27 protein-coding genes are annotated in these 26,789 nt (G+C 54.6%); 6 read left to right on the top strand and 21 right to left on the bottom strand.

From position 1 onward, the window contains the following. The first annotated feature begins 5 nt into the window (after positions 1 to 5). Positions 6 to 278 carry a GNAT family N-acetyltransferase gene (locus PGR29_RS14845; RefSeq protein ID WP_015369862.1) on the top strand — a complete coding sequence of 91 codons (273 nt, stop codon included), beginning with the start codon at positions 6 to 8 and terminating at the stop codon, positions 276 to 278. 36 nt (positions 279 to 314) lie between these two features. On the opposite strand, the gene PGR29_RS14850 is transcribed toward PGR29_RS14845, so the two are convergent. From PGR29_RS14850 to PGR29_RS14900, 11 genes are all read right to left on the bottom strand, one after another. Next, a complete protein-coding gene (locus PGR29_RS14850; protein ID WP_316424773.1) occupies positions 315 to 1,793 on the bottom strand; it encodes an EAL domain-containing protein in 1,479 nt (492 codons plus the stop codon). Continuing rightward, positions 1,780 to 2,685: a fimbrial protein gene (locus PGR29_RS14855; RefSeq protein WP_087859720.1), complete on the bottom strand. Its 906-nt coding sequence runs from the start codon at positions 2,683 to 2,685 to the stop codon at positions 1,780 to 1,782. Before PGR29_RS14855 ends, PGR29_RS14850 begins: the two co-directional genes overlap by 14 nt. A 17-nt stretch (positions 2,686 to 2,702) precedes the next feature. Beyond that, on the bottom strand, positions 2,703 to 3,206 hold the full coding sequence (locus PGR29_RS14860) for a fimbrial protein (RefSeq protein ID WP_087859719.1): 504 nt from the start codon (positions 3,204 to 3,206) through the stop codon (positions 2,703 to 2,705). Positions 3,207 to 3,218: 12 nt separating this feature from the next. Then, positions 3,219 to 3,749 carry a fimbrial protein gene (locus PGR29_RS14865; RefSeq protein ID WP_431193886.1) on the bottom strand — a complete coding sequence of 177 codons (531 nt, stop codon included), beginning with the start codon at positions 3,747 to 3,749 and terminating at the stop codon, positions 3,219 to 3,221. 10 nt (positions 3,750 to 3,759) lie between these two features. After that, positions 3,760 to 6,393 (bottom strand): fimbrial biogenesis usher protein, encoded by a 2,634-nt coding sequence (locus PGR29_RS14870; protein ID WP_087859717.1) that lies wholly within the window; start codon positions 6,391 to 6,393, stop codon positions 3,760 to 3,762. A gap of 81 nt (positions 6,394 to 6,474) precedes the next feature. Next, entirely contained in the window at positions 6,475 to 7,161 is a 687-nt protein-coding gene (locus PGR29_RS14875) for a fimbria/pilus periplasmic chaperone (protein WP_183269119.1), read from the bottom strand. Between the two features lie 73 nt (positions 7,162 to 7,234). Then, positions 7,235 to 7,774, bottom strand: a complete 540-nt coding sequence (locus tag PGR29_RS14880) for a fimbrial protein (protein WP_123273292.1) — start codon at positions 7,772 to 7,774, stop codon at positions 7,235 to 7,237. Positions 7,775 to 7,846: 72 nt separating this feature from the next. Continuing rightward, positions 7,847 to 8,395 (bottom strand): type 1 fimbrial major subunit FimA, encoded by a 549-nt coding sequence (gene fimA, locus PGR29_RS14885; protein WP_045373910.1) that lies wholly within the window; start codon positions 8,393 to 8,395, stop codon positions 7,847 to 7,849. Positions 8,396 to 8,889: 494 nt separating this feature from the next. Beyond that, entirely contained in the window at positions 8,890 to 9,486 is a 597-nt protein-coding gene (fimE, locus tag PGR29_RS14890) for a type 1 fimbria switch DNA invertase FimE (protein ID WP_087859713.1), read from the bottom strand. A 587-nt stretch (positions 9,487 to 10,073) separates the two neighbouring features. Next, a complete protein-coding gene (locus PGR29_RS14895; RefSeq protein ID WP_087859712.1) occupies positions 10,074 to 10,679 on the bottom strand; it encodes a tyrosine-type DNA invertase in 606 nt (201 codons plus the stop codon). Between the two features lie 833 nt (positions 10,680 to 11,512). Continuing rightward, positions 11,513 to 12,124, bottom strand: coding sequence for a LysE family translocator (locus PGR29_RS14900; protein WP_213316526.1), 612 nt, complete (start codon positions 12,122 to 12,124; stop codon positions 11,513 to 11,515). Between the two features lie 138 nt (positions 12,125 to 12,262). On the opposite strand from PGR29_RS14900, the gene PGR29_RS14905 reads away from it, so the two are divergent. Then, positions 12,263 to 12,736, top strand: a complete 474-nt coding sequence (locus PGR29_RS14905) for an Lrp/AsnC family transcriptional regulator (RefSeq protein WP_032706451.1) — start codon at positions 12,263 to 12,265, stop codon at positions 12,734 to 12,736. A gap of 32 nt (positions 12,737 to 12,768) precedes the next feature. On the opposite strand, the gene PGR29_RS14910 is transcribed toward PGR29_RS14905, so the two are convergent. After that, on the bottom strand, positions 12,769 to 13,014 hold the full coding sequence (locus PGR29_RS14910; protein ID WP_015369878.1) for a hypothetical protein: 246 nt from the start codon (positions 13,012 to 13,014) through the stop codon (positions 12,769 to 12,771). A 350-nt stretch (positions 13,015 to 13,364) separates the two neighbouring features. Here PGR29_RS14910 and PGR29_RS14915 point away from each other — a divergent pair, with 350 nt between their 5' ends. From PGR29_RS14915 to PGR29_RS14930, 4 genes are read left to right on the top strand one after another with little or no spacing between them, the layout of a single operon-like run. After that, positions 13,365 to 13,931, top strand: coding sequence for a fimbrial protein (locus PGR29_RS14915; RefSeq protein WP_087859708.1), 567 nt, complete (start codon positions 13,365 to 13,367; stop codon positions 13,929 to 13,931). A gap of 51 nt (positions 13,932 to 13,982) precedes the next feature. Beyond that, positions 13,983 to 14,666, top strand: coding sequence for a fimbria/pilus periplasmic chaperone (locus tag PGR29_RS14920; protein WP_087859707.1), 684 nt, complete (start codon positions 13,983 to 13,985; stop codon positions 14,664 to 14,666). 18 nt (positions 14,667 to 14,684) lie between these two features. After that, positions 14,685 to 17,168, top strand: a complete 2,484-nt coding sequence (locus PGR29_RS14925; RefSeq protein ID WP_316424774.1) for a fimbrial biogenesis outer membrane usher protein — start codon at positions 14,685 to 14,687, stop codon at positions 17,166 to 17,168. A 13-nt stretch (positions 17,169 to 17,181) separates the two neighbouring features. Continuing rightward, positions 17,182 to 18,180, top strand: a complete 999-nt coding sequence (locus PGR29_RS14930; protein WP_087859705.1) for a hypothetical protein — start codon at positions 17,182 to 17,184, stop codon at positions 18,178 to 18,180. Between the two features lie 43 nt (positions 18,181 to 18,223). Here PGR29_RS14930 and PGR29_RS14935 read toward each other — a convergent pair whose 3' ends face one another. From PGR29_RS14935 to PGR29_RS14975, 9 genes are all read right to left on the bottom strand, one after another. Beyond that, positions 18,224 to 19,504, bottom strand: a complete 1,281-nt coding sequence (locus PGR29_RS14935; RefSeq protein WP_316424775.1) for an MFS transporter — start codon at positions 19,502 to 19,504, stop codon at positions 18,224 to 18,226. A gap of 131 nt (positions 19,505 to 19,635) precedes the next feature. Beyond that, a complete protein-coding gene (locus PGR29_RS14940; protein ID WP_015703350.1) occupies positions 19,636 to 20,130 on the bottom strand; it encodes a flavin reductase in 495 nt (164 codons plus the stop codon). 11 nt (positions 20,131 to 20,141) lie between these two features. Beyond that, positions 20,142 to 21,110 carry a PDR/VanB family oxidoreductase gene (locus PGR29_RS14945; RefSeq protein ID WP_316424776.1) on the bottom strand — a complete coding sequence of 323 codons (969 nt, stop codon included), beginning with the start codon at positions 21,108 to 21,110 and terminating at the stop codon, positions 20,142 to 20,144. Positions 21,111 to 21,134: 24 nt separating this feature from the next. After that, positions 21,135 to 21,875: an SDR family NAD(P)-dependent oxidoreductase gene (locus PGR29_RS14950; RefSeq protein ID WP_087859702.1), complete on the bottom strand. Its 741-nt coding sequence runs from the start codon at positions 21,873 to 21,875 to the stop codon at positions 21,135 to 21,137. A 7-nt stretch (positions 21,876 to 21,882) separates the two neighbouring features. After that, positions 21,883 to 22,362 carry an aromatic-ring-hydroxylating dioxygenase subunit beta gene (locus tag PGR29_RS14955; protein WP_087859701.1) on the bottom strand — a complete coding sequence of 160 codons (480 nt, stop codon included), beginning with the start codon at positions 22,360 to 22,362 and terminating at the stop codon, positions 21,883 to 21,885. After that, positions 22,362 to 23,666, bottom strand: coding sequence for an aromatic ring-hydroxylating oxygenase subunit alpha (locus PGR29_RS14960; protein ID WP_316424777.1), 1,305 nt, complete (start codon positions 23,664 to 23,666; stop codon positions 22,362 to 22,364). The genes PGR29_RS14955 and PGR29_RS14960 overlap by 1 nt, the downstream gene beginning before the upstream one ends. A 22-nt stretch (positions 23,667 to 23,688) precedes the next feature. After that, entirely contained in the window at positions 23,689 to 24,201 is a 513-nt protein-coding gene (locus tag PGR29_RS14965) for a nuclear transport factor 2 family protein (RefSeq protein ID WP_087859699.1), read from the bottom strand. Positions 24,202 to 24,219: 18 nt separating this feature from the next. Beyond that, a complete protein-coding gene (locus PGR29_RS14970; RefSeq protein ID WP_087859698.1) occupies positions 24,220 to 25,386 on the bottom strand; it encodes an acyl-CoA dehydrogenase family protein in 1,167 nt (388 codons plus the stop codon). 39 nt (positions 25,387 to 25,425) lie between these two features. Continuing rightward, positions 25,426 to 26,571: an amidase gene (locus PGR29_RS14975; protein WP_087859697.1), complete on the bottom strand. Its 1,146-nt coding sequence runs from the start codon at positions 26,569 to 26,571 to the stop codon at positions 25,426 to 25,428. Positions 26,572 to 26,789 lie beyond the last annotated feature (218 nt).

Consider the following 26,789-nt stretch of genomic DNA (forward strand, 5'->3'; position numbering starts at 1 on the left):
AAATGATGGAAATTCTGGAAGGCCATAACAAGTTCTACGTTAATGACGCCGAGGGAAACCAGGTGGCGGAAATTGTCTTTGTTCCAACCGGTGAACATCTGAGCATTATTGAGCATACCGATGTCGATCCCAGCCTGAAAGGCCAGGGCGTGGGTAAACAGCTGGTAGCGAAAGTGGTCGAGAAAATGCGCCAGGAACAACGCAAAATCATTCCGCTGTGCCCGTTTGCCAAACACGAATTCGATAACACCCGCGAGTACGACGACATTCGCGCCTGAAATACGGCGCCAGCTGTGGCTGGCGCCGTGCTGCGATCACCCGGCCAACCGGCAGGTGGCATGATCCGGTAAAAAGCGCTGAATGATCTCTCCCAGATGCTCGCGAGTGACCGGTGGTGAGAACAGATACCCCTGGAAACGATCGACCCCCAGCGCTTTTAGCTGATTAAATTTCTCCAGACTATCCACTCCCTCGGCAATACAGCGGCTCTGCGTCAGCTGGCAGTAGTAGACCAGGCTTTTAATCAGCACCAGTGCGTGCGGGTCGCGCTGAAAATCATTGACGATACTCATATCCAGCTTGTAGCCACTAAAACGCGCCGTGCGCACAGGGAACATGACGCTGCTGTGCGAGAAGCAGTCGTCGAGAAAGATGCGAAAGCCTTGCTGCTGAATATTGCTCATATTCGCCACCGCTTTTCCTTGCTGCTGTAAATCGACGGTTTCAGCAAATTCCAGCACCAGCCGGTCGGCCCACTGCGGGTTCTGTAGCTGTTGCCAGGCGGTTTCCATCATACGGGCAAGATTATCGTGATAGGCGATACAGGGAGGGATATTGACCGAAAAATAGAACTCGCCCTGATAGCGATTGATATTCTGCACCGCTTCCTGCAGGACAAAGGCGGTCAGTAATAGCCAGGCGTATTCGGAGTGGATATGCGGGAGAAACTCGCCCGGCGGCAGTACCACGCCATCTTTGCGCCAGCGCGATAATATCTCGATGCCCTGCAGGCGTATGCGGTCGTCGACAATCGGCTGAAAGACCGGAAAGATCTGCCGTCCATGAATGGCATGAATAAACTCACGTTCGAAGGGAGTCAGCGCAGTGATGCCCTGACCAGCTACGCGTTTGCTTCGGCTGCCCGGAAACCGGCTCGCCAGATGCGGATGATACTCCACCATCTTGTTTAATCCTGAGGTTCTTTGGTTGTAGAGCGTTTTCTGACTGACGCCGCGGATCTGCGCCTGACTGGTGATGCTGTGGCCATACAGCAGGGCGAGGGTGGCGTTAAGTTCGATTTTGCTTAAGCCCGACGGCGGTTTGCCGCGCGCCAACGCCTCGATGGCCGAAAGCTGTTGCAGGGCGGGGTAGCCGACCAGGCCGCCTTTCAACAATGCCGCCAGACGGCGGCAGGGTAGATCGGAGGAGATTGCCTGCACGGCGGCCAGCAGGCGGCGGTCGCCAACCTGGTGCAGTAAGGTTTGCCACAGCCACGGCGCCGGGCTGCGGCTTAAGATCACCATGGGCAAAGGCCGTTTGGCCTGGGTGAGTAACCAGGCGGCTTCACGCAGGACGAACAGTAGCCACCAGGGATCGTCGGGCAGAAAAACCACAATTTTCCGGACGTCGGCGGGCGCAGATATCGACAGCATGGTCTGCATCCGCGGCTGTAGCCATACCAACTGGCGGCAACCGTCGTCGACCATATCAGCTAATCCCGCCGCCGCCATGGCGCAGGGCGACAGGATGTAGTCTGTCGTCGCCTGCGGGATATCGGCTTTACTGGTAGACAAACGTCACCCCAATAATCGACTGGACGTTACCCGCCGTTACCTGGCCGCTGGTGCGCGCGTAGGTGGCGGTCAGCCCGAGATTCACCGGCGAAGTGCCAACTGTACCCAGTGAGACATTGCTGTTGGCCGGAACGACGGTACCGTTGCGCGTCATCTGGACGCCAATACCCTGCGCCGGCGAAGCGGAAGCGGTATTGGTGAAAATGGAGTTGGCGCTATCGGCGGTGGTGCCGGAAAGGTAATAGCCAAGATTCTGGTTTTGCGCGCAGTGGACGGTGACCGGCACCGCCATCGAACCCGGATAGTCGGGTAGGGTCACGGTCACATCGCGTGCGGAGACATCGCAACCGCCGGTCGGCACGACAACGTCGTTATTGGCGTATATATTCCACACGAACTGGAAGGAGTCGCTGTTGTAGTTGTTGGTTTGATGCAGAATCAGCACGGCAATCAGCGATCCGGCGGTAATCGCCACCCCGCCCGCGGTACTGACCGGAGTCAGATAGAGTACGGTCGGCCAGGGTTTATCGGTGGTCGAATCGTAGATCACCCGCGAGGTTTCCGTGGTGGTCGGAAACGGATAAGAGGTGCCGTTATATTTTACGGTACCGGAAAAGCTCGATAGTACGCCGCCGTAGGCGGATCCGCGCTGTAGCGTCACATAGTCGGTAATGGTTTGCGGGTAGTCGTTATGGCAGAAAATTTGCGTCGACAGGTCGACCACCAGGTTTTGCCCTACGTTGACGGCCGGGGTCAGGTTGACGTACACGTTGGCCGAGCCGCCGCCGATGGGGATAGTTGCGCCGGTGGCGGTCTTACAGGCGAAGGACCAGGCGTTAATCGACCAGCCCATCAGCAGCAGGGTGGTTAACAGAGCGATGACTTTTTTCATAAACAAACTCTCCTGACTCAGGCGTAGGTATAGGTGACGCTAATCACCGCCTGAATGGTTCCCTGGGTGGCGCCGCCGTTAACCGACAGGGCCCGGACCTGCAGCGGAAAACGCGCCGACTGCGAGCTATCGTCGACCTGAACCGACTTTTGCGCCCCGTTATTGAGCGTGGTGCCGCTGTCGTCCTGTAGTTCGAGCTGGATGTTGCCCGCGGTACCCTGATTCTTGTAATAACCGGTGCTGTCCGCGGTGCCGCTAAAGGTGGCGACGACGCGCGATGTACCGACCGGACAATTGCTTAAATCAAGCGCGGTGCTGTGCCAGGCCGAAGCGGAACCCGCCGACACCAGGCTGAAGGTATAAAGATCGCCGAGGTCAACGTTGGCATTGGTCGTGGAGACCGTACACGGCTTGGCCACCACTTTGCCGTTCACCGTGATGGTGATGTCGGCGGCCTGCAGCGGGATAATGTTTAACGCCAGCGCGCCTGCCAGAAGCCATCCTGCGTAGTGTGCTTTCATCTCAGCCTCCGGTTACTGGAATTCAAGGGTAAAGGTGGCGGTGGCATAGACGTGACCGGCGGTCACCGGTACGCGGGTTGCCATCAGCCGGGCGTAAAAACCGAGGGTGTTGGTCTGCCCCGGCGTTAAGGTGGTCCAGGCGATCGACGAAGAGGGCGCGTTGACCGGCAGCATCGTCAGCTGGCCGTTGAGGATCTGCACCGCCATCCCCGCCGCCGCGGAGGCGCCGCCGTCGATTTTTAACAGGTCGTTATTGTCGCTATCCGGAGTGCCGTTAAAGCCGACTTTGACCGCCGTCACCGAACTGCCGCAGGGCGACAGCACGATACGAAACGGCACCAGCGGCGTGGTTGCGCCGACGGCGTTAAACTGCTTCGCGGCGTTATCCATCAGATCGACGGTAAACTCTTTCGATTCGGTGGCCACCGCGCAGGCGTTGTCGCGCACGTAGCCGCTGATGGTGATGGTGCTGTCCGCCGCAAAGGCGTTAGCGCAGACCAGCGTCAGGACGGCGCCGAACAGGTTAAGTGGTTTTTTCATCATCATGCGTTCCTTAACGGCACTCTGCCGATAGCTGGCTCAGCGCCTGCCGCTGACTCTCTTCCGGCAGGCGGTAGCTGGCCACGCAGCTGGCGTCCGCGCCTTCGCCCCATTTCACCTGCACGCTGCCGGCGAGCGGCATCCCGCTCAGGTAGACCTGGCCATTATCGGCCACGATACTGCCGCTCTGGTTGCTGCCTGAGGTGACCATCGCGCCAAACGGCACCGGTTTGCCGTTATGGGTCAACGTCATCAGTAACTTGACCCCGACGTGGGCTTTGAAGTCCGCCCGCACGATAGCGCCGTGGGTAGGGACGACGCTCACCACCGCGTCATCGAGATCGACGTTATCGGCAAGGGTATTGGTATCCAGCGCCACCCGGTTTTCGCGATATTCGGTGGCGTAAGGCAGTACCGCATAGCCGCGCCAGTCGGTACGTACCCCGGTCTGGTTTTCCACTTTTACATCACCGGCGCCCGGCGCTTTCACCAGCACCACGGTGTCATTCAGCGGCTGGCTCAGGGTCACGCCGTTAGCGTGGGCCAACACCCCGCCGCTGACGCCGTAGTACAGCTGTTTGAAACCGTCGCTGCGGCTGTAACCGACGTTGGCGTTGCCGTAGCCGCCGCGATAGTTCAGCGCCGCGTAGCCGGTGCCGCTGCTATCGCCTTCGCCGCCGCTGGCATAGCCGGTCTGCACGCTATAGCTCAGGTTATTGTCTTCCAGCAGGGTGCCGTAAAGTCCCGCCAGATTGGTCATCCGGCCATTAAGATCGTGCGACATGCTGTAGCTGGCGCTGGCGTGCCGCCATACCGATTTGCTGTCGGAGCGCAGCCAGTGGCTGAACGGAATATTGACGTTGACCGCCAGCATCTGGTCGCGGCCCTGCTGCCAGGCGTTTTTAGTCAGGCTGTAGCTCAGCGTCCAGTTGATGTCGTCCACCGCCGCGTTGAGTCCGGCCTGCAGCTGCTGGTCCGCCTTGCCGGTCGACCAGTAGGTCTGATGACTGCCGCTCAGATAGAGCGTGGCGGTACGCCCCAACTGTTGGGTCACGCTCAGTTGCACTTTGCCGCGCTTGTTATAGGCGAGGTTGTAGTAATCGGTGAATTTCGGCTTCACCTGGATCACGCCATCCTGGGTCTGTACGTCGTAACCGCTCATCCGGCGGTAGGTAGTATCGGCAAAGCTGTAATAACCTTTAGTGGAGTAGCGATAGCCCACCAGTTGGATATTGGTGCCGACATCGCTCAGCGACTTGTTATAGAGGAAGCGAATCGACTGCCCCTGATGATCGCTGTCGTCGGGTAGGGTGGCGTTGGCCTGGGTGACATCCAGCGAGACGGCGCCGAAATCGCCCATGTTTTTCCCCACGCCGAGATTAAAGGCGCGGTAGCGGTCGGCAAGTTGCGTACCGCCATACAAAGTCCAGCCCGCAGGCAGGCCGTGTAACAGGGTGCTCTGAAAGAACTTCGGCTCTTCCTGCTGATCGTTGCCGCTGCGGTATTCGCCGGCGGTCAGCGCGTACCGGGTATGCCCTTCGCGCTGCAGTACCGGCACCGTTGACCACGGCACGCTAAAGACCTGGCTGGTGCCGTCGTTTTCTTTAATCGTCACCTGCAGATCGCCGCCGTTGCCCGCAGCATAGAGATCGTTAATGGTGAACGGGCCCGGCGGGACCGTGCTCTGGTAAATCTCATAGCCGTTTTGTTTGATCGACACCTGCGCGGTGCCGCGGGCGATACCGTGGATCACCGGCGCAAAGCCCTTCTGGCTATCCGGCAGCATGTTGTCATCGCTCGCCAGCTGGGCGCCGCGGAAGTTAATGCCGTCGAAAACATCGCCGTTGGTGTAGCTGTCGCCGAGGGTCAGACGCGAGCGCAGCGGCGTGATGTCGCGCTCAAGCCAGGTGTTAACATGCTGCCATTTGTTCTCATTGCTGGAACTGCTGCCGCCGCTGCTGTAGCTCCAGGTGGTGTTATCACGCAGTCGCCAGGCGCCAAGGTTAAGGCCGCTTTGTAGATTTAAATAGGCGTAGTTGCTGCTGCCGCCGGTATCGTTATGGACGTTGTTGCCGGTGAAGTTGTAGTTCAGCAGTCCGGCGTTGATGCCGTCATCCCACATTTCTGGCGGAATATAGCCGCGCGCGCGGTTGCCCATAAAGGCCTGCGGTACGGTGAGATACAGGCGCTGCTGGCCGACGTCGAAGCGCGTCGTGGCATCGGTGATAAGTTCGGTCAGCGGCACGCAGGCGTCGGCGGCGAGGGCGTTCATCCCGGTCACCGCCGCGGTGTTGACCCCCATTCCGGCCAACTGCCCGCGGGTCAGACACGGGCTTAGCCCATGGCCTTTTTCGCCGCGGTTAAAAGTGACATCGCGAGTGGTCATAAAGCCGTCGTTAAGATAAATATCGACTCGGTAGGTGCCGGGCGGCACCTCTTGCCCGTTTTCGAAACCGGAAAGATCGGCCACCGCCGCAGGGTCGTCAGCCAAAAAACGCGGGTTAAAATAGAGTTCAGCCTGCGCGTGGCCCGCCTGCAGGACAAAACAGAGCGCCACGGGGAATTTCGCCATGGCCAAAATAGCGCGTGGGCGGAGCCTGGCGCTGCGGGAACCAAAACGGTCCAGTCCATATTTGAGATGTGACATAGTCCCTCCGGTCTCAATTCGCCCGGCTGTCAGTTCTTATTGTTATGCGCGGCATGGCCCGCCCGGCGGGCCAAACCTGTGTTAACGCAGCACGCCAGTCATTTTTGGGGTCAGCGCGCCGTAATCATTAATCGTGCGATAAGTTATGTTGCTACCGGCATCCGGCGGCAGCTTGACGGAGGTTTTACCCATTGGCGGCACCAGCGCGTTTTCCAGCACCCGAGTGCCGGCGTTAAGTTCGGTGACGGTCAGGTAATAAGGGGTAGGGTTAGTCAACGTTAACGACGAACCGCTGCGGCTAAAGCTCAGCTTTTCCGCCGCCTGATCCGGCGGTAGCGCCAGCTTCGCCGGGCGATAGTAGAGCTTGATGCGGCTGATAATCGCCAGTTGCAGGGTATTTTCGCTCAGCTTGGATTTATCCATCGACGGGATGGCTTTCACGTTAATCCAGAACAGGCTTTCGCGATCCTGCGGCAGTTGTTTATTGGTGGCGTCAATGATGCGCAGGGTATTTTCTTTTTTGCCCTGCATGGCAAACAGCGGCGGCGTAATCACGAAGCGGCCATCTTTGCCGCCGTCAGCGTTTTCCACCCAGGACTGAATCAGATAGGTGCTGCTGTCATCATTATTGGTTACCCCTAACTGTACCTGTTTTTGCCCGGCCGGATAGATAACCCGCGTGGCGCCGAGCGCAACGCCGGCCTGAGCCCAGGCGGAGTAACCGCTTGCGGCCATCATCAATAATCCCGCCAGTAGTCCGCGCGTCATCCCCAGTCTCTTTTTCACGTTTACCCCTTTTGTACTCACCGTTGTTTCCTGTTTCCGGATGTCTGCTGGTTAATTACTGATAGGTCAGAGAGAACCAAACTTGCGCGTTTGCCGCTCCTCCGGTGACCTGATTGCCGGTCGCCCGATATTTGGCTACAAAATGTAGCGTGGTGGGGCCGGTATACAGCCGCCGCCAGGCGCCCGGCGGGCTATTCAGCGGAATCAATTGATCTTCATTATCAAATAACGCGATGCCTACGCCGGTGGCGATACCCGGTCCTTCGCCAACCGAGAGCACATCCGGATTTTTGCCATCGGCCACGCCGCGAAACGACACGCCGACATGCTGGCTGACTGCGGTGCTGCAATCCTGAAGGTGAATATCGAATGGCACGGGGTTGGCATCTTCCCCGGCTGAATGAAAGCGATTGCTGCTGATCTGCCCCATATTGACGGTCATCTGCTGGTCGCCGGCTTCAACGCGGCAGGACTCGGCGATGATGACGCCCTGAAAACGCATGTTTCCCCCGGCGACCGTGACGTTCCAGTGGTTGCCGGCTTGCGCCAGCGGCGAAAGCAGAAACATCAGCAGACCTGTCTTCACTCCTTGCATCGTTATCACCCCAATCCCGTAGTGGATAACGGGCCATCCTGGCCCGGAATGCTTCCCTGTCTGATGTTTGAATTACTCGTATTGCACTTTGAAGGTGGCGTCTGCGTTAGCAGTACCGGCAGTAGCCGCGCCAGTGGCGTAGTAACGCGCCTGGAAAGGAATGATGTTGGTGCCGTCGTTCAGCGTGGTGGCCGCGCTGAAGGTTGCGCCATCCAGGCCCAGCGGAGTGCCGGTTTTGTCGAGGATCTGTACGCCGACGTTGGTCGCGCCGCCAGCAGCGGAGCTCTGCAGTGCCAGAACGCTGGTGTTGGTGCTATCAACCGCGGTACCGGAGAAAGCGACAGAGGCTTTGGTCGCGACAGTGGTATCACAGTCATCTAACTGAATGTTGAAACCGACTGCGGAGCTGGTGCTGCCCGCGGTAGCCAGTTTTGCCGAACGAACCTGGCCTAACTGAACGGTCTGATCGATAGAACCGGCATCGACTGCACAGGCTGCGTTGACGATTTCTCCTTTAAAATGCACTGTACCGCCATTTACCGTGGTGGTATCGGCCAAGGCCGCCGCGGAGCTCAGGGACAGAGCTGACAGAACAACGATTGCCAGTGTTTTGATTTTCATGCTGTTTTCCTTTAAACAAAATCGATATTACGAACCAAAATTGGCAGCCGTTTTGCCTTCCAGGCATTCCATAAATCAGCCGAATGGTGCGACTGCCGGTTCTGCACAGTTTTCGCCCCTACTGATGAGTCAATTGGGGCCATTTTGACTCGTCGGGATTTATGGCTTTTATTTTGTTTATGTTGGTGTATTCTTGGATTTATATACTGATTTTTTTTATTTAATGGATTTAAAAACTACGACTCTGCCGGGTATGGAAAAACGACGTGCTTGAGTTCAATGCTGAGAAGTGAGTGTGTGGTAGATAGTCGGAGGAGGATAAGTAAAGAAAGGTCGTTATAGAAGTTAATGTAAATCAATCAGATAAGATTTTTTTTGATGAAATATGCACTTGTCAGTTGCAAAAGATTACAAAACATTTTTATGATATAGACAGTTTGGCCCCAATTGACTTGTTCAATCTTAAAAATTTTCATTTTTATCAATTGGTTATCCTATTTCTTCCTCGCTTGTAAATTTTCCTCTAAAAGGTTGTTTCTTTCCCATATCCCGGCAAAACGCGCTGCATTACTGGCGGTATAACGGACAGTGTGGCGAATATTACGATGTCCGAGATAATCCTGGATTAAACGGGTATCTGCCCCTCTTTCAGCTAGCTCATAGCCGCAGGCGTGGCGCAGCATATGTGGATGCGTATGCGTCACGGTTCCTGCCTCTTCCCCGGCGGCGCGGATAATACGATAGGCCTGTTGCCGTGAAAGCGGGGTACCGCGGCGCGAGATAAATAGCGCGTCGCTTTTACCTGCTGCTTTCCAGTTGGCCCGTTGTTGCGTCCAGCGTTCTATCGCTTCGCGTTCATCAAAACGCAGCGGATGTACGGTAGAGAAACCGTTCTTTAAGCGGCGGACATTGATGCGTCCTTCGTTAAGGTCGAGATCGCGATAGTGCAGATCGAGTAATTCGCTGATACGCATCCCGTGACGAAACGCCAACAGGATCAGACAGTAATCTCGTTCGCCGGTTGGGCCGTGCTGGGCCGCCTGCATCATTGCCTGTACTTCTTTGGCGGTGAGAAAACGACGTCGGTTCACAATTTTAAGCTCCTGAATTTAAGTTTACTCGCAAGGAACAGCCTGGGAAAAAGATCCCTGGCTGGATAAAAAACAATCTGAATGCAAAGGCCGTATTATTTGAAGGGGCTAATGACAAAACAGGTATCACATTACATTTACACATGCATAAATTATCGCCACGCGATAATTCTTATTTTTATCTATTTTATTCTTTACCACAATAGAGCCGCGCAAGGTCGCTGGCAGGTGCATAAAATAGCAAGGAAAAAAGTTAATACCAGCTATTTATTGAACGGAAAACATGTGCTGAAAGGATTAATTTAACAATAAATAACGAACTAATATCCTGATGGTTTACAGGTGCATAGGAACGTTTTTTTTCATGTTCTAAATAAGAACTTTTAAGAACAATAAACATATTTAACGTATGGTTAATTTTTATTAATGTTTCGCAAGAAAAAATCTATATATGAGGAAAGCTGCATTTTATCGCAGCCTAAACAGAGCAAATTTGCAACAGCCAGACCGTGGGAAGGGTTTGCAATGTCTGCAGGGGGAAATGCCATGCACCGATAACGAAACGCCATCCGTGGCGTAAGGTTACCTTACTGGAAAAGCGACGTTCTCTGCTTCTCGCGGGATTTATCCCAAATCCCGTAAAAGCGTCCGGCGTTACTGGCCGTGTACCAGACGGTATGGCGAATGTTACGGTGGCCGAGATAATCCTGGATAAGACGCGTATCGATGCCCATATTGGCCAGCGCAAAGCCACAGGAGTGACGCAACATGTGCGGATGAATTTCCAGCGGTAGTCCTGCCTGATCGCCAGAGGCGGAAATAATCTGGTAAAACTGTTGGCGTGAAAGCGGGTTACCCTTACGTGATAGAAATAACCACTCGCTGGTGGATTGTGGATATTCATCACGAATATCCAGCCAGCGCTTTAGTGCCAGAATCTCTTTATTCAGCAACGGGTGTGTCGTTGAGAACCCTTTTTTTAAACGGTGGATGTAAATACATTTTGAACGCAAATCAATATCCGAAATTCGCAGTCGGCAAATTTCACTGGCACGAAATCCATGAATAAAGCAAAGCAATGTCAGGCAATAATTACGAGCAGCATGTGGTCCACTATTGGCAGCGTTAAGTAGTGACTCGATTTCATTCTGAGTCAGGAAGTTCCTTTTTTTTATTTCGCTATTATTCTTCATTATGTTCCCTTTCTATTGCAGGCGTACATTACTATCCCATAGGCTCTGGTTGGCCTATTACAGGATCCGAAGATAGGTTTCGCATTTTATAAGTAAGCATGATGCGGATCGTTTTTAATATTCCTCAAGTAACAAGGACCGTGTCGCGGTAACGCTGCGCGAAATCCAGTGGGTATAATGAAGTCTCCCCGCCGTCGGAGTGGAGTGCGCTGGCGAATTTTTGATGCGATGCGCTCAGGCATTTGATGTATATCGATTTTCCTGGGGGTTTACACGTCCTGTTCATCCTTTCTCCTCTTGAGTATGCGCGCTTACAGCAAGGTCATTGACTACCGGCTGATAAACTGAGTCCTGGCTGGATAACGCTATGACCGTTATCCATGAGGATAATTGCCTCAATAAACAGGTTGGTATTGCGTAAATGTTTTACCGTAGGCAAACAGCGTCCGGCGATTGTTAGCATTCACTGCAACACTACAACAGCGATTAAACCATACTGCAAAAATCGTAGGGAGAATAGCGTTAATAAATGTGCAGACGTTTCAAAGAGAGATTTTACTTATTATCGAGCAGTCGGAATTTTCCGCTCAAGTAATCAGTTAATGGGGGGCTTAATCGGAGTTTTTCAGCAATTTTAGGAAGTTATCGATGTTGGTCACTCAGCCGTAACCGCTTATGATACATAGATAATTCATCTTCAGGAGCTCATGGAAATAGATGAGCTAGCTTCCCTGGTTTAGCAACTTAATAGCTACCTGTGACCCACGATTATATTAGTTGGTAAGACGGTGCGGCGCTAAAGAAGTTACCCTATGAGCGCCGTCGCTTACGAATTATCTTAACTGCTGGTAGAACAGGATAATAGCGATGGCAATCATGATAAGCCCTGAAACCATGCTTACTCCCTTCGCCGCCTGCGGCCGGGCTGCCAGTACCGCGCGTGAACCGTATCCGACCAACAGATAAATTAGCGTACAGGTCATCAGATGCATCGCGCCCAGCGCCGACATCTGCAGTGCCAGCGGCCAACTGCCGTGGGGATCGGTAAACTGCGGCAGCAGGGCGAGGAACAACAGAAAGACTTTTGGATTAAGGCCGCTAATACATAACCCTTTAACCGCCCATCTATTCCAGCTGCCAGCCGATTGTTTCGCCGCGCACGGCGCCGCCGGATGGCGTAATATCATGACCCCGAGCCACAGTAGATAGATCGCGCCCGCCAGCGTGATCGCTGATAGCGCCAGCGGATGGCCGGCGATCAACACGCCGACGCCAGCGACGACGACAATGGTCGCCAGCAGATGACCTGACATCAGCCCCATCACTGCCGGGACCACGCGACGACCGTTGATACCGGCACTAATGGCATAGGCCCAGTCGGCACCGGGAGTCATAATCAACAGAAACGAGACTACCCAGAAGCTGGCGATCAGGCTCATTTCCATCAGCAACGCTCCTTAATGATATTAGACATCACACACTCGCAAAATTAGGTTATCGTGTGAGAAAGAATATCGACATAGAAGCGAAATGAGCTTTCAATGTTATGTCCTGAACCGGCGTTTAAAGAGAAAATCTTCCAAATGGATAGCATAGATCGAAAAATTCTTGCTGAGCTGCAGGCGGATGGTCGTCTGTCGATAACTGAACTGGCGGAGCGGGTAAACTTGAGCCTCTCTCCCTGCCACCGGCGACTACGCGCGCTGGAGCAAGAGGGGGTGATTACCGGTTATCGCGCCAATCTCGATCCGGGAAAAATGGGATTCAATTTTCTGGCTATCGTTTTCGCCACGTTGAAAGAGGGCGATAAGAAAGCGGTCAGCGCTTTTGAGGAGGCGGTGGCGGAGATCCCGCAGGTTGTGCTGGCGCAACGTTTGTTTGGCGATCCGGATTATCTGATGCATGTCGTTACCCGGGATCTTCCCGCATTTCAGAAACTCTATGATGACAAACTGTCGGCGATGCCCGGCGTGCAACATTTACGTTCGACGCTGGTGATGAAAACCGTGGTGCAAGATCGCCCTTTTCCACTGGAGACGTTAAACGCTTCCCGCTAACGCCCTGCGGCCAGGGCATTGCAGTATGGTGATTACCACTTCTCATCACGCGCGTCGCGGCGGCCTTCGCGCCGATTTTCTCGCTTATCTTCGCGACAGCGCATATTGCTCTTGTCGTCATTTCTCACGCATTCACGTTTTTCTTCACGTCCACTCTGGCGCGCATCCTGACGGATATCGCGAGCATCCTGGCGTTTTTCCGCGCGGTAGGTGGCGTGCGCGGTGAGGGTCGGCAGCAACAGGGCGGCGGTAAGCAGAGGCAGGATTATTTTTTTCATTGTCGGAACCTTAAATATAAAAATAAATCACGGAAGGTTATAATTGTGGTTCGTAATCTTATGTAAATCGATACAAAATGTGCTGAACTCTCTTTTTTTTAGTTTATTATTAAACAAGCCCGGTAAGTTCTCATTTTATTATTCTCGTTGCTACGTATTTTAGCTTATTACGCTAAAGAGATTACGAATATAGCATCAGGGCTCAGTCGCTTTAAGTATTTGCCTTGATTTTTATCAACGATCCTTATTCATCCGGTTGTGGCGGATATTTGGCCGTGCGATGCTCGCGGCATGAGATTTTTCTCAGTCCCCGAGAAGTTAAATGGAATTGTTAATAAAAGGAATATTATATGAAGCGTTCAATTATTGCTGCTGCAGTATTTTCAACCGTGCTGATGAATGTTAATGCTTTTGCTGCGGCGCCAAATGCAGAGCAGGGCGAGTTAGTTATTATTGGTAATGTTATTAATTCTTCCTGTCGTTTTGAAACCGATTATAGCAGTACAATTCAGCTGGCTGATGTTGATGCAACCCGTTTTGCCGGCATGGCGGCCGGTGAAGTCTTATCCGGTAATTTCGCTACCAGTAGCGATCCATTAACTATCGTTTGCCCGGAAGGCACAGTATTGAAATCGATTGATATTAGCGGCGGGACCTATACTACCGGCGGCGTACTTAATCCTATCGCGACGACAACTTCTGCTAATGGTGTCGGTTTTAAATTAAAACTGGGTGATTCGGAGATTAATGAAAATACCATGTATGACGTTAATAATTTGCCGCGGGCGGTGACTTCTGTGGGCAATGGCGTCTATCAAATGAACTTCTCTGCGCAATACGCACGAATTAATGCCACCACTCCGGTGACCGCCGGTGAAGTCCGCTCGGTGTTAACGATTGCCGTATCTGCGGAGTAAGGACCTGTGCCGGCGTTTCGCCGGCAATTATTGTGCTGAGGGTGTGGTGCTATGAAACGGATTTTATTAGCAGGCTTATTTATCGCTATGCAACCCGCGCATGCCGGAGTGGTGATTTTCGGTACCCGGGTTGTCTATCCGGCTGAGAAACAAGAAGTGGTCGTACAGTTGATGAATCATGGCGCCCGCTCTTCACTGGTGCAGTCGTGGATAGACGATGGCAATACCTCGTTGCCGCCGGAAAAAATCAACGTGCCTTTCCTGCTGTCGCCGCCGGTGGCGCGCATAGCGGGTAACTCCGGACAGCAGCTGCGAATTAAAAAATTAGCCAATAAACTTCCGGCTAACAAAGAGTCGCTGTTTTATCTCAATGTACTCGATATTCCTCCGAATACGCCAGGCAGTGAGGGGGCGAATACGCTACGGTTTGCCATGCAAAACCGTATTAAGCTTTTTTATCGCCCTAAAGGCATCGCGGCGGTAAATAAAGATACGTTTAAAAATATTTCATTGTCTTCGCGTAAAAACGCCCTGCATATTGCCAATGGTTCGGCAAATTGGCTGACGATTACTGAAATTAAAGTAAGCGGTGTTAAAGTCAATGAACGCAGCGTTATGCTCGCGCCGTTATCCAGTCAGGACCTGGTTTTAAAAAATTACCTCGTCCGCCAGTATTCGCTAACGATGATTGATGATAATGGGAACTTTATTAGCGACAGGCTCAATGTAAAATAATAAATAATGGAGTTGGCCATGTTAAGGATGACGCCGCTTTCCTCAATGATATTGTTGGTTTTATTATCCGGCCAGTTGCAGGCCGCTGAGGAGACTTTTGATACCAATTTTATGATCGGCGGAATGAAAGGTGAGAAATCGTCAAGCTTTCGCTTCGCGGATAATCAACCGCTGCCTGGGGAATATGAATTGGATATTTACGTCAATAAACAATGGCGTGGTAAATATCCAATCGTAGTCGCCAGTAATCCGGATGATACCTGCTTGTCATCGGCATTATTAAATCAGCTGGGAATCAAAGCGGATAGCGCGCAGATGGTGAAAGATAACCAGTGTATGACGCTAAAATCTGCGGTGCGGAGCGGCAGTTATACCTTTAATATCAATATTTTTCAGCTTGATTTAGAAATTCCGCAGGCCTACGTGAAGGATCTTGAGCGCGGCTACGTCGCGCCGGAAAGTTGGGACCGCGGCGTTAACGCGCTCTATACCTCTTATTATCTGAGCCAGTATTACAGCGACTATAAAGACAGCGGCAATAACAAAAGCACCTATGCCCGTTTCAACAGCGGGCTGAACCTGTTGAGCTGGCAGTTGCACTCTGACGCCACCTACAGCAAGGCCGATAGCGGCGGTGGCGACTGGAAGAGCAACACCCTGTATCTGGAACGCGGCTTCGCGCCGATTTTAGGCACCTTGCGCGCGGGCGACATGTATACCTCAGCGGATATTTTCGATGCGGTACGCTTTCGCGGCGTTCGTCTGTTCCGCGACATGCAAATGTTGCCAAACTCAAAACAGAACTTTACGCCGATCGTACAGGGGATTGCCCAGAGCAACGCGCTGGTGACTATTGAGCAGAACGGCTTCACCGTCTATCAGAAAGAGGTGCCGCCGGGACCGTTCGCGATTGCCGATTTACAACTCGCCGGCGGCGGGGCGGATCTCGATGTCACTATCCGGGAAGCCGACGGCTCGGTAACCACCTACCTCGTGCCTTATTCCTCGGTACCTAATATGTTGCAGCCGGGGGTGTCTAAATATGACATTGCCGCCGGGCGCAGCCATATCGAAGGCGCCAGCAATCAGGAAGACTTTATGCAGGCCAGCTATCAATATGGCCTGAACAACCTGCTGACCCTGTATGGCGGTACCATGCTCGGCACCGACTATCAGGCTTTCACCATGGGAACCGGGTGGAATACCCATCTTGGCGCGATATCCGTCGACGGCACGTGGGCGCGCAGCGATCAGGATAACGGTACTTTTGAAGGGCAAAGTTATCAGATTGCCTACAACAAATATCTCACCCAGACTAAAACGCGTTTCGGTATGGCGGCTTATCGCTATTCAACCAGCGACTATCGTACCTTTAACGATCATGTCTGGGCGAAGAACCGTAATAGTTATCACCATGATGATAATGACGTTTACAACATTGATGATTATTACCGTTATGATTTTGGCCGTAAAAATAGTTTTTCCGCCAATATTAGCCAGTCGTTGCCGGAAGGATTAGGGTCTTTCTCACTGAGCGCTTTATGGCGTGATTACTGGGGAAAAAGCGGCAGTAATAAAGATTATCAACTGAGCTACACCAATAACTGGCAGCGGGTTTCCTGGACCATTTCGGCCAGCCAGACCTATGATGAGGATCATCATGAAGATAAGCGCTTTAACCTCTTCATTTCGATTCCGCTTATCTGGGGAGAGAGTGATAGCGTGCTGGCGCGTCGTCTGACGTTGTCGAATTCGACGACTTTCGATAACGACGGTTTTGCCTCCAATAACACCGGCATCAGCGGAACCGGCGGCCAACGAGACCAGTTTGATTATGGTGTGAACTTTAGCCGGCAGCAGCAAAATCATGAAACCACCGCCGGCGGCAACCTTACCTGGAACGCGCCGCTGGCGACGCTGAGCGGCAGCTACAGCCAGTCGTCGAAATATACCCAGGCCAGCGGCAGCCTGTCGGGTGGAGTGGTAGCCTGGTCCGGCGGCGTCAATTTCGCAAACCAGCTGTCGGAAACCTTCGCCATTATTCAGGCGCCGGGCCTGGAAAATGCTTTCGTTAATGGTCAGAAATATCGCACCACCAACGGTCAGGGAACGGTCATTTTCGATCACGTATTGCCCTATCGCGAAAGTTCGTTACTGCTGAATACCGCCAATACGCAGAGCAAAACGGAGTTGATTGGCAACCGTAAAGCGGTCGCTCCGTACCGCGGCGCGGTGGTGCTGGCGCGTTTCGATACCGATCAACGTCAACCCTGGCTTATTCACGCCGAACGCCCGGACGGTACGCCGCTGAAATTTGGCTATGAAATTGAAGATAACGACGGACAGAATGTCGGCGTCGTCGGTCAGGGCAGCATGCTGTATATCCGCACCGATAACGTACCGCCGTCGATAACCATCGCGGTCGATAAGCAGCAGGGCCATTACTGCACCATTACATTTAAACATACCATTGATGAAGGTAAGACCTATGTCTGCCGCTAAAAGGACGATTTTCATGAAATGGATAATTTTGCTGGTATTAAGCTTATGCTCTTTTTTAGCGCGGGCGGGGAACTGTGATGTCACCCCGGATGTTAAATCGCTGACGGTTGACGCTAGTGGTAATTACACATTTAAACCGCTGGCGGCCAGCGGTGAATTGAATGTCCAAAACAGTGATATTCAGGCCGACGGATTTCACTTTATCTGCAACAGTACGCAAAATGTCAGCGTCTCGGTGGCATCGTCGCCCCCTGACAATAAAGACTTCTACGTGGTGGTCGGCAGTAAAACCTACGTGATGGAGTTTTCTCTCGATCCTGCAAAACTCAACGCGCTTGCGGATGGTAATATCATAAAAAATCAGAGTTATAACTTAGCGGATATCTTCAACAGCGTGATCGGTATTCGCTATACGATTAAAGAAGGCGCGGCGGTCGGGACGCAGGTGAGGCCAGGAGAATCCTTTCCACTGCTTTACTCGATGCGCTTTGAGTACTGTAAAGGCAATAAAGATTGCCATGTGATAACCATCAATTACACCTTTAACGTCACCCTGCAGATTAATATTATGACCTGCGGTTTTGACGTCCCGAGCCGTCTCATCAATATGGGCGATTACAGCTACTTCGACATTAAAGAAGACAAAGCGCAATATCGCATGGAAAGCGTTGATATCGACTGTAGCCAGAACGAGTCGGCGGTATTCGAACTGACGCCCGGTAAAATTGATTATTACTTTGTCGCCGCCTCCGGCTTTGCCGGCACCAGCAAAATATTGAAGAATGACGATCAGGATGCCGCCACCGGCGCCGGAGAAGTCGGTTTTCATCTGCGCGATAGCCAGGGCGGGGAACTCCAGTACGGCAGCGGTTTCCTTTATCACTCCGACGAGGAGGCCCGGCATGGCAGCAACAACCCGATCTATCTGCAAATCAAACCGATGAAATATGGCGAGAATATCCGCGGCGGTACGATTAAAAGCCGGGTCATTATCGTGGTGAACAATAACTAACCCTCTGTACCGCGCGCCTTCCTTTGCGCGCGGTGTACGTGGTTTACGTGGTTGCGACCGGTTCAGGTCGCAACTGCTGCTGGCGAATACTCACCAGCGCCACCAGCGCCAGTAGCGCGAAAGCCAGCAGCATCAGCGCAATGGGGATATAGCTATCCCACATCATGAGAAAAGCCACCGCCAGCATCGGGCTAATACCGCCGGAAATCACCGCCCCAATCTCATGTCCCAGCGCCAGCCCGGTGTAGCGTACCTCCACCGGAAATAGATCCACCATCAGACACGGCTGCGCGGCAATCATCGCGCCATGGCACAATGGCAATGCCAACAGCATGGCGAGCAGCATCGCCGGGAAGGTGTGCATATTCAGTAGCCAGAAGAAGGGGAAGGCCACCAGCGCCATGCCTATCACGCCGATGTAGTAAAGCCGCTTACGGCCAATGCGATCGGAAAGCCATCCCCAGCCGAGAATCGTGGCGATCTCCACCGTCATAGCGATGGTGACCGCCGCGATCAGGTCGCGGGTGTCGATGCCGATATGTTTGCAATAGACCACTGAAAATGTGAAGAAGATATACACCGCGCCGTTTTCCGCCAGCCGCAGGCCGATTGCCTGCAATATCGCTCGTGGATGATTTTTAAAGGCGCTGAGTACCGGTAAATGATGGGCCTCATGTTTGCTGTCGTTTTCTGCTTTGCGCGCCACGAATTCCGCGTTCTCCTGGATATTACGGCGAATATAGACGCCGACCAGAAAGATAAACAGGCTGAGCAAAAACGGAATACGCCACGCCCACGACATCACCTCTTCCTGTGGTAGCAGCTGTACCAGATAGAATGCCAGCGAAGAAAGAACAAACCCGCCGCAGACTCCTACCTGGCTCCAGGCGGTGTAGTACCCTTTCTGGCTTTCCGGCGCGTTTTCGCTGAGCATCAACACCCCGCCGCCCCATTCGCCGCCGGAAGCCACGCCCTGTACAAAGCGCAGCGTAATCAAGGCGATTGGCGCCAGTACGCCGATATGGGCGTAGGTTGGCAGCAGACCAATTAAGAACGTACTGGCGCCCATCAGCGTCAGGGTGATGATGAGCGTCATTTTGCGACTGTAGCGATCGCCGAGATGGCCGAATATCACGCCGCCGAGCGGGCGGGCGATAAAGCCGATGGCGAAGCCGGAAAAGGCTAAAAATGAACCGAGCAGCGGGTCATTCGTGGCGGGGAAAAACAGCGGCCCGAAGACCAGCGCCGCCGCGGTGCCGTACAGGAAAAAATCGTACCATTCCAGCGAGTTGCCGAGAAAAGACCCGATGATTAATTTGCGCATAGGTTGCGCCGGGGGGACCGTTGTACCGCTCACAGCTCCAGACATAAGGTTAACTCCAGTGCAGGTGAATCAGGCGGCGCCTGCTGGCGCCGGGCGATGGGTCGGCTGGGTTTTTATGGTTATGATGAAACTTAACGGCACGACGCCATGCTAAGGGTGTGGAACTGGCGATTAAACCAGACCAGCCCGTCGCTGGGGTTGCCGAAGCGGATCTGTTTGACCTCGCAGTAAAATACGCTGTGGCTGCCCACTTCGTGGCTGTCGGCAATGACGCAGTCGCAGTTCGCTACGGCGGAAGCCAGCGCCGGCGAGCCGGTCTCCAGCGCCAGCCATTCGTCGTGCAGGAAGCGCTCTTCAGAGCGGATTTGGCCGTTGGCGAAAATCCCGGACAATTGCTGATGCTGACCGGAGAGCACGTTAACGCACAGCACGCCGTTGTGCTGGAATTTGCCGTGCGCGAAGGACGAGCGGTTCATGCATACCAGCAGCGTCGGCGGTGAATCCGTCACGCTACACACCGCCGAGGCGGTAAAGCCGAAGCGGCCCGCCGGGCCATCGGTGGTAATAATGGTGATCGCGCTGCCCAGTTGCGCCATGGCATTACGAAAATCAGATGTCAGGTTCATAGTCATACCCGTTATTTCAGTTTGACGTATTCGAAGCCTGCAATAACCAGCCGCGGGGTTTTGGCCCGCGAACAGCACAGCAGGATCTGGTCGTTGTCTTCGCGTTCTTCTTCGGTTAAATACTCGTCGCGGTGGTCAGGTACGCCGCTACAAACGTTGGCGAGGCAGGTGCCGCAGACGCCCTGTTGGCAGGAGACTTTCACTTTGATGCCGGCCTTTTGCAGCGCGGCGACGATGGTCTCGTTTTCGCCGACGGTAACGCTAAGGTTGAGTTCCGGAACCTCAACCTCAAAGCTGCCGCCGCTGGTTTCGACCTCGCGGTTGAAATACTCCTGATGCAGCCGCTCCGTGCTGAAACCGCACCCCTGCGCCGTTTCATTAATCCACGCCATAAAACCCTCCGGACCGCAAACGTACAGGTGGCCGGCGGCGGCGTGAGGCGCCAGGAGTTCCTGAGGGAGGATCCTGCCGTTTTCATCGCTGATATGTAGCTGAACGTGCGCGCTAAAGTGGCAATCCGCCAGCTCGGCCAGAAACGCCATTCCCTCACGGCTGTGGCCGCAGTAATGCACTTCGAAGGATTTCCCGGCGCGAAATAGCGTATCGGCCATCGCCAGCATCGGCGTGATGCCAATGCCGCCGCCGATCAGAATGCTATGAGGCGCCGACATCTCCAGCGCGAACAGGTTGCGCGGGGGGCTAATTTGCACCTCGTCGCCGGGCTGTAAAGCGTGCGCCGCCAGCGAACCGCCGCGCGAGGCGCGATCCTTGAGGATCCCCAACCGATAGCGCTGCGGGTGATGGGCGCTGCCGCACAGCGAATACTGGCGCACGATGCCATCGCCAAGATGCAGATCGATATGCGCCCCGGCGCTAAACGAGGGCAGGGGAGCGCCGTCCGGCGAGGCCAGCGTCAGGACTACCACCTCGGCTCCCTGAATTTCGCGTTCTGTGACGCGTACCGTCAATGTTTCAGCCATAGTTTTTCTCCACCCGCGAAGGGCTTAACGCATATAAATGCCGCCATTGATATCCCAGGTCGCACCGGTGATAAAGGTGGCGGAGGGCGCCGCCAGCAGTTCTACCGCGCGGGCGACCAGCAGCGGATCGCCAAGCCGCTTCATCGGGATCATCTCCAGCAGCGCCGGCATTTTCTCTTCCGGCACCGCGGCGCGAACGGAAGGAAGATCCAGCGGCCCCGGCGCAATTGCGTTGACGCTCACCCCGGCGTTACTCAGGGCGCGGGCGAAAACTTTGGTCAGGGTAATAATGCCGCCTTTGGAGGCTGCATAGTGGGCGCCGGAGGCGGTGCCGCCGTTTTGCCCGGCCAGCGACGCGAGGTTAATAATGCTGCCCTGCTGGCGCTGGCTGAAATAGCGGCCGATGGTCTGGCAGCCGACGAAGGTGCCGCGCAGGTTGGTGCTGGTGACGCGATCGAACTCCTCCACGTCGATCTCCATGATCGGCGTAGTCAGGGTTAAGGCGGCGTTGTTGACCAGCACGTCGAGTTCGCCGAAGCGTGCGCGGATCTGCGCCAGCGCATCGCTGAACTGTTGCGGCTCGCGAATGTCCAGCGCCAGCGGCAGCAGCCGCTGCTGGCTGGGATCGATCTCCTGCGCGCTGCGGGTGACCGCATCGAGATTGAGGTCGGCCATCGCCACCTGATAGCCCTGTTGCCAGAGATGGCGGCTGATAACCAGCCCGAGGCCGTTGGCCGCGCCGGTAATAAGTACGCTACGTGTCATAAAGTCCTCACAGGATGTAGCCAATGCTATGCAGGTAATCGTCGCCGTTAATCAGGCGTACGACCTTTTGCAGGATGCGGAAACTGTCGCCCTCCGGCGCCAGCGTCCAGGTGACGTCAGCGGCGTAGTGCTGTTCATTGCCTTTGCGGTACTCGTAAAGGAATTGGGCGCAGCGGACTTCGACGACCTCATCGCTGACGCCGAGTAGGCGATAACGTCCGCTCATGCGGATAGTGCGCGCGCGCGGGGTGGTGGAGATCGATTCGCCGCTGTATAAACGCTGCACGCGTTTTTCCCGCATCTCGTGGTTGTCGTAGGCGTAGTTGAGCACGTTGGCGAAATCGGTGGTCTGCTGGTCGATGGGAATGATGTACATTCCCTCAGCGCGCCACAGCGCCAGCCATTCACGGAATTCGCCTTGATCGAGCAGGTCCGCTTCCAGGTTAATAAACTGAATGGCGGCGTTGAGGATAGGTGATGTGTTCATTATTGCCCCCGGTTATCAGCGGTCATGTACTTTTTCCATTGTTGATAGGCGGCACGCATGCCGGTTTCGGCGCTGACGTCGCTGCGCAGGCCGTCGGCGGTGCGGACTTCGCCGGGCAGGCCGCGGTTGAGCATGATCCACAGATCGTCGCCCGCGCCGCCGCCGCGCTGCACCCGCTCCCAGGCCTCTGAATCATCGGGGGTGCCGAAGCCCATCGGCCCCTGGAAGTGTTCGTGCAGCCGCAGGCGCGCCTGGTTGGCAATCGCCGGGCCATCTTTCATGGTCAGCACCATGTGATGAATTTCCGTCTCTTTTACCGATATCGGCTGCAGCACGCGGAAGAAGGCCATTGAACAGGCGACATTGGGGAACAGGTTAAGGTTAAAACCGCTGCCGCCGACCGCGCGTACGATGCGCCGCACCTGCTGCTCGTCGTGGCCTTCCTCGCGCAGGGCCTGGGCCAGCTCGCTAAAGCGCTCCGGGATTGGCGCATCGAGATTGGCTTCCAGATCGATAAGCTCGGGGATCATCACCATCACGCTGTGGCCGTTGCCGAGATCTTCCACGAAACCTTTGCCGTCGACGAAGTTGAGCATCTCTTCGGTCTGTTTATCGACCGAGCTTAAAAACGACTTATGAACGATCGGGAAGTGATAGCCGTCGGTGGTATTTTCCAGCTGGATTTTCCAGTTGCCGGGAAAGCGAAAACGGTGCGCGGCCGTGGCCTGCAGCGCGTAGCCAGCCCCCTGTTTCATGAACAGATCTATCCATTTCATCGCCGGGCCGAGGAAGTCGGTCAGCGGTTCAATGTCGTGGTTGAAGCTGGCGAAAATCATTCCGGCGTAGCTTTCAACGCGCAGGCGCACCATGCCGAGCTCAGATTTGTTCAGCGTATCGCCGTAGCTCTCCGGATGCGGCACGCCGCGCAGCGCGCCGTCGAGGCCATAGCCCCAGCCGTGATACGGGCAGGTAAAACCGTTCGTTTTCCCGCTGCGATGTTCGCAAACGGTGGCGGCACGGTGGCGGCAGCGGTTGAGCAGCACGTTGATATTGCCTTTGCGATCGCGCACGACGATCACCGGCTGGGTACCCACTATCGAGGATTTATAGCTGCCGGCGTCAGGGATTTCGCTCTCGTGGGCGACCCATACCCAGGTACGGTTAAAAATGTTGTCGATTTCGAGGTCGAAAATTTCCTCGGAAGTATAGAGACAGGTATGGACCCGGTCGCTTTGCACCAGTGCCGCCAGCGTTTCGGCGGTATGGCTGGTATCGATATTTTTTACCGGAATACATTCAGACATTGTCACTCTCCACATATCTCTTTTAATGACCATCAGGCACCGGTAAATCGGCGAGCGAATGCCAGTCAGCTACCGGGCGGCTAAATAAATTACGGGTGGTAAAATGATGAATTAACCACTGTTGATCTTGTTTAATAAATTCAATGACGAGCTCCGCGCTATTTAAATGCGAGCCGCCGCGGCGAAACGTTGAAGCTTGCAGCATTTTCCAGCGGCCAACCGCGCGGTTATTTTCGCCAACGCGAATATGCTCGGCCGTTAAATAATGTACGTTGATGGCGAAGTGCGACGGCTCGCTAATATAAGCGTTCATCATCCCGACGATCGCCGCTCTGCCGCAGTGGCGCCCGAGCTTGTGTTGATATAATTCGCCGATGCCTTCCCAAATAGCCGTTTCGCTAAATAGCGCGCCAATTTCTCGGGCGGTATCCGGATGCGTTAGATCATCACAGAGATGCATATACTGGCTGATGGCGTTACGGATCTGCACCACGGCTTCCAGCTTTTCCAGCCGTTGCAGCATTTCTTCATTCATTACCGGCTCCGTGTTGACTTATAAATAGCCGGGCTGCGGCGAGTGGCCGAAGAACATATTGCCGGCGTTGATGTATGTCAGCTCGCCCATAAAGGCGTGCTGGGTGATGACCATGGAGTCGCGGGCATAGCGCTGCAGCGGGCTGCGCATTGAAATGCCCGGCATCCCGGCCAGTTTCAGCGCGCGGGTGGTGACCGAAGCAGAGACGCGGGTAATATGGGTGGAAGAGAGGCGCATGGCGTTAATCCGCTCTTCTCCCGGTTCATCGCCGCGCAGAATCGCCTGCCAGACATCGTCGATGGCGTCGTAGAACCAGCTGCGCGCCGAACGCAGATCCGCTTCGCAGTGGGCGATTTCCATCTGCGCGAATTGACGATCCGCCAGGCACGGCGCGCCGGTGACCGAGCTTTGTCGTTCGGCAATGGCGTAAATCTCCGATAACGCCGCGCGGGCGATACCCAGCGCGACCACCGACAGCACCTGAGTGGCCAGCGACAGTACCGGATAGCGATACAGAGGGCCTTCGAGGTTAAGTTCGCCGCCGCGAATAAAGGTCCACTCCTGCGGCACGAAGGCATTATTCAGCACCACGTCATGGCTGCCGGTACCGGAGAGGCCGACCGTATTCCAGACCGGATCGATGGTGAACTCCCCGGCGGGTAGCACCGCGATGCGCGGTAGCGGACGGTCGCTACCGTCATCGGTTAGAATGCCCACGCCGATAAGTTCGGCGCCGCTGCAGCCGCTGGCGAAGCTCCAGCGCCCGCTGACGCGGTAACCGCCATCCTGAGTCGTCGCTTTTTGCGGCGGGAAGATCCCGCCGGCAAAGACAATATCCGGCCCGTGGCGGTAAAGCTCATCGAGACTGCTCGGCGGCAGGCCGCCAAGATAAAACGGATTCATGCCGAAGCTCGCCACCCAGCCGGCAGATCCGTCCGCCGTTGAGAGCGTTTCAATTAACTGACAAAACTCCGCAGGTGATATTTCATCGCCGCCGTAGCGTTTTGGCACCAGCGCGCGATAAACACCGATCTTTTTAAAGCGGGAAATGATATCTGCCGAGATATATTTCTGCTGCTCGAACTCCTCGCTGCGTTTTTTAATATCCGCGAGTAATTCGGCAAATTCTATTGTCGTGGCGTGCAGGGTCTTTTCCGCACGCGAAGTTGCAGAGGGGTTTAACATGCGATTTAGCCTCTTCCAGTTAATGAAAGTACGGTTTTATTATTTTAATTTTTCCAGCAAATACTCAGCGTAATTAAGTAAATCGAACTCTTTATTTTTATTGGCGACTAATTGCAGAGCCACCGGGCGATGATTAACTTCGCCAAGCGGCAGGCTCAGGGCCGGATGACCGCTTAAATTAAATGGGCGCACCAGGCGAGTCAGGTTGACCACTTTGAGCGGATCCGCCGCTTCTTCCAGCGTTGGCGGGCATTCTGGCAGGGTCGGCAGCAGAATCAGCGGGGTTTTCGCCAGTTGCGCATCCACCGCGGCGCTGAATTGTTGACGCACGCTTTCCGCAGCCTGCCGCTGCTGAGGGCCGATCTCCGCGCCAGCGCGGATCCGCTGGGCGACGTCCGGCGCCAGATTCGGCGCGTCGATAATGTTGTGAAACGCCAGCCAGTTTTCCTGGCTTATCACCGTAAGCCCGGCCTGATGCGCTTCGTTGAACCCCGGCAGTTCAGCGCTAGTCCATGTCAGACCCGCCTGCTGCAGACGTGAGACGATCAGTTGCTCAATTTCCGGCGTTGCCATGCCCGCCAGATAGCTTATCGCGGGGGCTTCCCGGCGCGCAGGAGACACTGATTCCCCCAGCGCTTTTGCCAGCGCCTGACGCAATGTGGCGATATCGCGGGCGAACAGGCCGACGCAGTCGAGCGAACTTTCAGTCGGCATGACGCCAGCGCGGCTCAGGCGGCCAAAGCTCGGCTTCAGGCCAGCCACGCCGCAGCAGGCCGCGGGCATTCGCACCGAGCCGCCGGTATCGGTGCCGACGGCGAAGTCGACTTCACCGGCCGCGACCACGGCGGCAGAGCCGCTGGACGAACCGCCGGGGATTAACTGCGGATAATGCGGATTGCGCGGCGTACCGCTATGCGGGTTGATGCCGGTGACGCCAAAGGCCAGCTCGTGTAGGGTCGTTTTGCCGCGCAGCTGGCAGCCGTTATCCAGTAGCGCCGCGACTACGGCCGCATGGCGGACGGCAGGCGGCGCATCCTGCAATACCGGGCTGCCGGCGCGGGTCGGGAAACCGGCAATATCGAGGCTGTCTTTGACCGCAAACGTCAGCTCGCCGTCGCCAAGGGTAAAGCGCGAGATAAACCCGGATTGTGCGTTTTCTGTCTCTGTACGATGTTCAGTAACCATGTTTCACAACTCCGTAAGGGGTGATAATTACCGCGCTAAATGACTAAAAAACGACCCGCTGGCGTTTGAGATAATCTTGTCAGTAAAACTTGAAATTTCAAGTAATTTGTCACCCGTTTTTTACATCGAAACTCATGATAAGACGACGCTATGAAGGCAATCATTTTTATTAATTTATTGATTTTTATGGATAAAAAATTGTGTTTAAATTTTAATCT

This window comes from Klebsiella sp. 141203, from assembly GCF_032601985.1.
Lineage (GTDB): Bacteria > Pseudomonadota > Gammaproteobacteria > Enterobacterales > Enterobacteriaceae > Klebsiella > Klebsiella aerogenes.

What these genes read in the sequence shown, in the direction of transcription:
- PGR29_RS14845 (WP_015369862.1), top strand. Translation starts at nt 6, where the DNA reads ATGGAAATTCTGGAAGGCCATAACAAGTTCTACGTTAATGACGCCGAG.
- PGR29_RS14855 (WP_087859720.1), bottom strand. Translation starts at nt 2,685, where the DNA reads ATGAAAAAAGTCATCGCTCTGTTAACCACCCTGCTGCTGATGGGCTGG.
- PGR29_RS14860 (WP_087859719.1), bottom strand. Translation starts at nt 3,206, where the DNA reads ATGAAAGCACACTACGCAGGATGGCTTCTGGCAGGCGCGCTGGCGTTA.
- PGR29_RS14865 (WP_431193886.1), bottom strand. Translation starts at nt 3,749, where the DNA reads ATGATGAAAAAACCACTTAACCTGTTCGGCGCCGTCCTGACGCTGGTC.
- PGR29_RS14870 (WP_087859717.1), bottom strand. Translation starts at nt 6,393, where the DNA reads ATGTCACATCTCAAATATGGACTGGACCGTTTTGGTTCCCGCAGCGCC.
- PGR29_RS14875 (WP_183269119.1), bottom strand. Translation starts at nt 7,161, where the DNA reads ATGACGCGCGGACTACTGGCGGGATTATTGATGATGGCCGCAAGCGGT.
- PGR29_RS14880 (WP_123273292.1), bottom strand. Translation starts at nt 7,774, where the DNA reads ATGCAAGGAGTGAAGACAGGTCTGCTGATGTTTCTGCTTTCGCCGCTG.
- fimA (WP_045373910.1), bottom strand. Translation starts at nt 8,395, where the DNA reads ATGAAAATCAAAACACTGGCAATCGTTGTTCTGTCAGCTCTGTCCCTG.
- PGR29_RS14895 (WP_087859712.1), bottom strand. Translation starts at nt 10,679, where the DNA reads ATGAAGAATAATAGCGAAATAAAAAAAAGGAACTTCCTGACTCAGAAT.
- PGR29_RS14900 (WP_213316526.1), bottom strand. Translation starts at nt 12,124, where the DNA reads ATGGAAATGAGCCTGATCGCCAGCTTCTGGGTAGTCTCGTTTCTGTTG.
- PGR29_RS14905 (WP_032706451.1), top strand. Translation starts at nt 12,263, where the DNA reads ATGGATAGCATAGATCGAAAAATTCTTGCTGAGCTGCAGGCGGATGGT.
- PGR29_RS14910 (WP_015369878.1), bottom strand. Translation starts at nt 13,014, where the DNA reads ATGAAAAAAATAATCCTGCCTCTGCTTACCGCCGCCCTGTTGCTGCCG.
- PGR29_RS14915 (WP_087859708.1), top strand. Translation starts at nt 13,365, where the DNA reads ATGAAGCGTTCAATTATTGCTGCTGCAGTATTTTCAACCGTGCTGATG.
- PGR29_RS14920 (WP_087859707.1), top strand. Translation starts at nt 13,983, where the DNA reads ATGAAACGGATTTTATTAGCAGGCTTATTTATCGCTATGCAACCCGCG.
- PGR29_RS14925 (WP_316424774.1), top strand. Translation starts at nt 14,685, where the DNA reads ATGTTAAGGATGACGCCGCTTTCCTCAATGATATTGTTGGTTTTATTA.
- PGR29_RS14930 (WP_087859705.1), top strand. Translation starts at nt 17,182, where the DNA reads ATGAAATGGATAATTTTGCTGGTATTAAGCTTATGCTCTTTTTTAGCG.
- PGR29_RS14935 (WP_316424775.1), bottom strand. Translation starts at nt 19,504, where the DNA reads ATGCGCAAATTAATCATCGGGTCTTTTCTCGGCAACTCGCTGGAATGG.
- PGR29_RS14940 (WP_015703350.1), bottom strand. Translation starts at nt 20,130, where the DNA reads ATGAACCTGACATCTGATTTTCGTAATGCCATGGCGCAACTGGGCAGC.
- PGR29_RS14945 (WP_316424776.1), bottom strand. Translation starts at nt 21,110, where the DNA reads ATGGCTGAAACATTGACGGTACGCGTCACAGAACGCGAAATTCAGGGA.
- PGR29_RS14950 (WP_087859702.1), bottom strand. Translation starts at nt 21,875, where the DNA reads ATGACACGTAGCGTACTTATTACCGGCGCGGCCAACGGCCTCGGGCTG.
- PGR29_RS14955 (WP_087859701.1), bottom strand. Translation starts at nt 22,362, where the DNA reads ATGAACACATCACCTATCCTCAACGCCGCCATTCAGTTTATTAACCTG.
- PGR29_RS14960 (WP_316424777.1), bottom strand. Translation starts at nt 23,666, where the DNA reads ATGTCTGAATGTATTCCGGTAAAAAATATCGATACCAGCCATACCGCC.
- PGR29_RS14965 (WP_087859699.1), bottom strand. Translation starts at nt 24,201, where the DNA reads ATGAATGAAGAAATGCTGCAACGGCTGGAAAAGCTGGAAGCCGTGGTG.
- PGR29_RS14970 (WP_087859698.1), bottom strand. Translation starts at nt 25,386, where the DNA reads ATGTTAAACCCCTCTGCAACTTCGCGTGCGGAAAAGACCCTGCACGCC.
- PGR29_RS14975 (WP_087859697.1), bottom strand. Translation starts at nt 26,571, where the DNA reads ATGGTTACTGAACATCGTACAGAGACAGAAAACGCACAATCCGGGTTT.